This window comes from Rhodovulum sp. (genome assembly GCF_011048875.1).
In the GTDB taxonomy this organism is placed as follows: Bacteria; Pseudomonadota; Alphaproteobacteria; order Rhodobacterales; family Rhodobacteraceae; genus Rhodovulum; species Rhodovulum tesquicola.
This window is the reverse complement of the sequence record NZ_DSDD01000437.1, coordinates 1-3,531: the sequence shown is the minus strand read 5'-3', so window position 1 is coordinate 3,531 and position 3,531 is coordinate 1. Positions and strand designations below refer to the sequence as shown.

Sequence of the window (3,531 nt, the reverse complement as noted above, 5' to 3'; positions counted from 1 at the left end):
GTCTTGCCGCGGCCATGGCGCAGGCCGATCGCGTGGTCGGCGTCTACATGGCCGAGGTGCGGCCTGGCCCGTTCGGTCCGGTGCCCGTCGATTTCCGCGAACGGGTCCGCGCGCGCGGACCCGCCCCCTTCGCGCTGCCCGCCCAGGCCGCAGAATGACCCTCCGGGAGTAAGCCCATGTATGCCTATTCCGAGTTCGACGAGGATTTCGTCCGCGCCCGCGTGCGCCAGTTCCGCGACCAGGTGGAGCGCCGGATCGACGGCCGCCTGACCGAGGACGAGTTCCGCCCGCTGCGCCTGATGAACGGGCTTTACCTGCAACTGCATGCCTACATGCTGCGGGTGGCGATCCCCTATGGCACGCTGAACGCCCTCCAGATGCGCCAGCTTGCGATGATCGCCGAGCGTTGGGACCGCGGCTATGGCCATTTCACCACGCGCCAGAACATCCAGTTCAACTGGCCCCGGCTGCGCCTTGTGCGGCGGGGCGACGAGACGGGGTTCGAGGTCAGTGTGGGCGGCGGGCTGGGCCGGACGCCAATGCTGGGCCAGGTGATCCGCGACTTCCTGCCCGAGGCCGACCTGCTGCCCTATCTCGAGGCGATCCTGGGCGTCTACAACCGGCTTGATCGGCGGGACAACAAGTACAAGGCCCGCATCAAGATCGCCGTGCACGAGATCGGGCTTGAAACCCTGCGCGACGAGGTCGAGGTGCGCTTTGCCGAGACCCGGGCCGAGTTCGGCGGTGCCGACCGGGTGCTTCTGGCAGGAATCGCGGGCCATTTCGCCCCGCCCGCCCCGCCGGACGGCCCCGAGACGATCCCGCCGGGCAGCCCGGCCTTTCACGCCTGGTGCGACACGAACCTTGCCGCGCACCGGCGGGCGGATCATGCCATCGTCACCGTCTCGCTCAAGACGCCGGGTCAGGCGCCGGGGGATGCGAGTGCCTGGCAGATGCGGCTGCTCGCCGATCTGGCCGAGCGCTATGGCCATGACAAGATCCGGATCAGCCACCGCCAGAACGTGGTGCTGCCGCATATGCGCAAGGCCGACCTGCCGACGGTGTTCGCGGCGCTGGCGGATGCGGGGCTGGCGGCGACGAATGCCGGGCATCTCTCGGACATCATCGCCTGCCCGGGGCTGGATTATTGCGCGCTGGCCTCGGCCCGCTCGATCCCGGTTGCCCAACAGGTCGCGCAGCACTTCGAGGCGCTGAAGATCGAGCATGAGGTGGGTCCGCTCAGGCTGAACATCTCGGGCTGCATCAATGCCTGCGCGCATCACCATGTTGCCGAGATCGGCATCCTCGGGCTCGAACGCGCGGGGTCGAGACTTACCAGATCACGCCGGGTGGCGATCCGACCCAGAATGCCGCCATAGGCCAGCGCACCGGCCCTGGCTTTGCCGCGGACGAGATCGTGGGCGCGGTCGAGCGGATCGTTCTGGCCTATCTGAGGCTGCGGCGCGATGCCGACGAAAGCTTTGGCGAGGCATTCCGCAGGGTCGGGCTGGTGCCGTTCCAGCAGGTGCTTTACGAATGCAAGGCGCCCGACGATGCGGCGTGAGGCGATCTTCGATCCGGCCGAGGCGCGGGTGGCTGCGCTGAACGCCACGCTGTCCGGGGCGGTGCCCGAAACGGTGCTGGCCCATGTGCTGGCAGATTTCGCGGGCCGCATTGCGCTGGTGTCGTCCTTCGGCGCTGAATCGGTTGTGCTGTTGCACATGGTTTCGCGGATCGACAGGGCGCTGCCGGTTCTGTTTCTCGATACCGAACTCCTGTTCCCCGAGACGCTGGACTATCAGCGCGGGCTGGCGCAGCTGCTGGGGCTTACCGGGGTGCGGATGGTGCGGCCCGACGCACAGGCACCGGTGGCCGCCGATCCGGCGGGCAAGCTGCATCGCCACGATCCCGACGCCTGCTGTGCGATGCGCAAGACCCGCCCCCTGGAGGCGACGCTGGGCGGCTTCGGGTCATGGATCACCGGGCGCAAGCAGCATCAGACCGGCGCGCGCAGCGGCCTGTCGCTGTTCGAACTGGACGCGGGCGGCCGGGTCAAGGTCAACCCGCTGGTGCATTGGTCGGGCCAGGAGGTGCGCGATTACATCGACGCCCACGCCTTGCCGCGTCACTCGCTGGTCGGGTGCGACTATCCCTCGATCGGCTGCGCGCCCTGCACCAGCCCCGTGGCCACCGGCGAAAGTCTGCGGGCGGGCCGTTGGCGCGGCCAGGACAAGGAGGAATGCGGCATCCATTTTTCGGGCGGCCGCGCGGTCCGGCGGGCGGGTGCGGCATGAGCGGGGGTAATGTCGTGGTAACCGAAGCGGGGTTCGCGACGGTCGATCCGGACGAGGGTTTCGTGCCGCTGACGGCGCTGGGCGTGGCTGCGCCGGGCGCTGTCGACCTGCTGCCTGCCGACGATCCGGCGGCGCTGGCGCCCCATCTCGGACAGATCGCCGCGATCCGGGTTGCCTTTCCGGTCTTCTCGGACGGGCGCGGTTTCACGCTGGCGCGCGACCTTCGGCGGATGGGATTCAAGGGGCGGCTCAGGGCGGCGGGGCATCTGATCGCCGACCAGTACCCGATGGCACCGGCCTGCGGCTTCGATGAGGTCGAGATCGCCGCCGATCTAGCGGCACGGCAGACCGAGGCCGACTGGCAGCACGCGGCGCGGCGGAGTTCGGGATATCTGGACCGGCTGCGCGCCGCCCCGGCCTGAGACGGCGGCATCCCTGCCGGATGTGCGGCAAAGTTGCGCGGCGTCTTCGAGTTTTGCTATCCTCCCCGAGGGGAGGACTTTCACATGGACCAAGACACCGTTGCGCCAGGCGCCAGCCGCATCCGCGCGATTCTGGTGATCGACGATCACCCGCTGTACAGCGACGCGCTGGCGATGGCGCTGCGTCACGTCTTCGACGACCGCAAGATCCGCAGCGCGACCTCGCTGGGCGAGGGGCTGGCGTAGCTTGGCCCCGATTTCAGCCCGGATCTGGTGATGCTGGACCTCAAGCTTCCGGATGTGACCGGGCTTAGCGGGTTCCTGCGGTTGCGGGAGCGGATCCCCGATGTGCCGGTGCTGGTGATCTCGGCCCTGACCTCGGTCGAGGTGGTGCAGGCACTGATGGCGGCGGGCGCGGCGGGCTTCATTCCCAAGGATGCCGCAACCAACGACCTGAAGACGGCGCTGATCGAGATCCGGTCTGGCCGCCGCTATATTCGCCGGGATATCGAAATGCCGGCCAGGCGGCCAGGACAGAGGCGCGCATGCCCACAGTGCAGGAGGTCAGCCAGCGGATTGCGGAACTGACGCCGCAACAGGCGCGGATCATGAAGCTGATTTGCGCGGGCAAGCCGAACAAGCAGATCGCCCACTAACTGTCGTTGGCCGAAGCGACCGTCAAGGCGCATATAACGGCGCTTTTGCGGCGACTCGGGGTGCAGAACCGCACCCAGGCGGCGGTGCTGGTGGAAAGCGCCAATCGCGATCTGGGCACGGGGCTCGGCGATGCCGGCGCCCGCGCCTTCCTGAACCAG

Annotated in this window: 6 protein-coding genes and 1 pseudogene; all 7 read left to right on the top strand. The window is 68.5% G+C overall.

Annotated features, from left to right (window positions below):
- The first annotated feature begins 14 nt into the window (after window positions 1-14).
- Entirely contained in the window at window positions 15-158 is a 144-nt protein-coding gene (locus tag ENN83_RS14910; protein WP_287188307.1) for a DUF2849 domain-containing protein, read from the top strand.
- A gap of 18 nt (window positions 159-176) precedes the next feature.
- Window positions 177-1,564: pseudogene (locus tag ENN83_RS14905) on the top strand (nitrite/sulfite reductase).
- Window positions 1,554-2,294 carry a phosphoadenylyl-sulfate reductase gene (locus ENN83_RS14900; RefSeq protein WP_287188303.1) on the top strand — a complete coding sequence of 247 codons (741 nt, stop codon included), beginning with the start codon at window positions 1,554-1,556 and terminating at the stop codon, window positions 2,292-2,294. Before ENN83_RS14905 ends, ENN83_RS14900 begins: the two are co-directional and overlap by 11 nt.
- A complete protein-coding gene (locus tag ENN83_RS14895) occupies window positions 2,291-2,716 on the top strand; it encodes a DUF934 domain-containing protein (RefSeq protein ID WP_287188301.1) in 426 nt (141 codons plus the stop codon). Before ENN83_RS14900 ends, ENN83_RS14895 begins: the two co-directional genes overlap by 4 nt.
- A gap of 84 nt (window positions 2,717-2,800) precedes the next feature.
- Window positions 2,801-2,962: a hypothetical protein gene (locus ENN83_RS14890; protein WP_287188299.1), complete on the top strand. Its 162-nt coding sequence runs from the start codon at window positions 2,801-2,803 to the stop codon at window positions 2,960-2,962.
- Window positions 2,963-2,992: 30 nt separating this feature from the next.
- The gene (locus ENN83_RS14885; RefSeq protein ID WP_287188298.1) at window positions 2,993-3,304 is read left to right on the top strand and encodes a response regulator; all 312 of its coding nucleotides are present in this window, start codon (window positions 2,993-2,995) and stop codon (window positions 3,302-3,304) included.
- 74 nt (window positions 3,305-3,378) lie between these two features.
- Window positions 3,379-3,531: LuxR C-terminal-related transcriptional regulator (locus tag ENN83_RS14880; protein WP_287188305.1), on the top strand; the 153-nt coding region annotated here is incomplete at its 3' end.

Coding starts and splice junctions, on each gene's coding strand:
- ENN83_RS14895 (WP_287188301.1), top strand. CDS start 2,291: ATGAGCGGGGGTAATGTCGTGGTAACCGAAGCGGGGTTCGCGACGGTC.
- ENN83_RS14900 (WP_287188303.1), top strand. CDS start 1,554: ATGCGGCGTGAGGCGATCTTCGATCCGGCCGAGGCGCGGGTGGCTGCG.
- ENN83_RS14910 (WP_287188307.1), top strand. CDS start 15: ATGGCGCAGGCCGATCGCGTGGTCGGCGTCTACATGGCCGAGGTGCGG.
- ENN83_RS14885 (WP_287188298.1), top strand. CDS start 2,993: ATGCTGGACCTCAAGCTTCCGGATGTGACCGGGCTTAGCGGGTTCCTG.
- ENN83_RS14890 (WP_287188299.1), top strand. CDS start 2,801: ATGGACCAAGACACCGTTGCGCCAGGCGCCAGCCGCATCCGCGCGATT.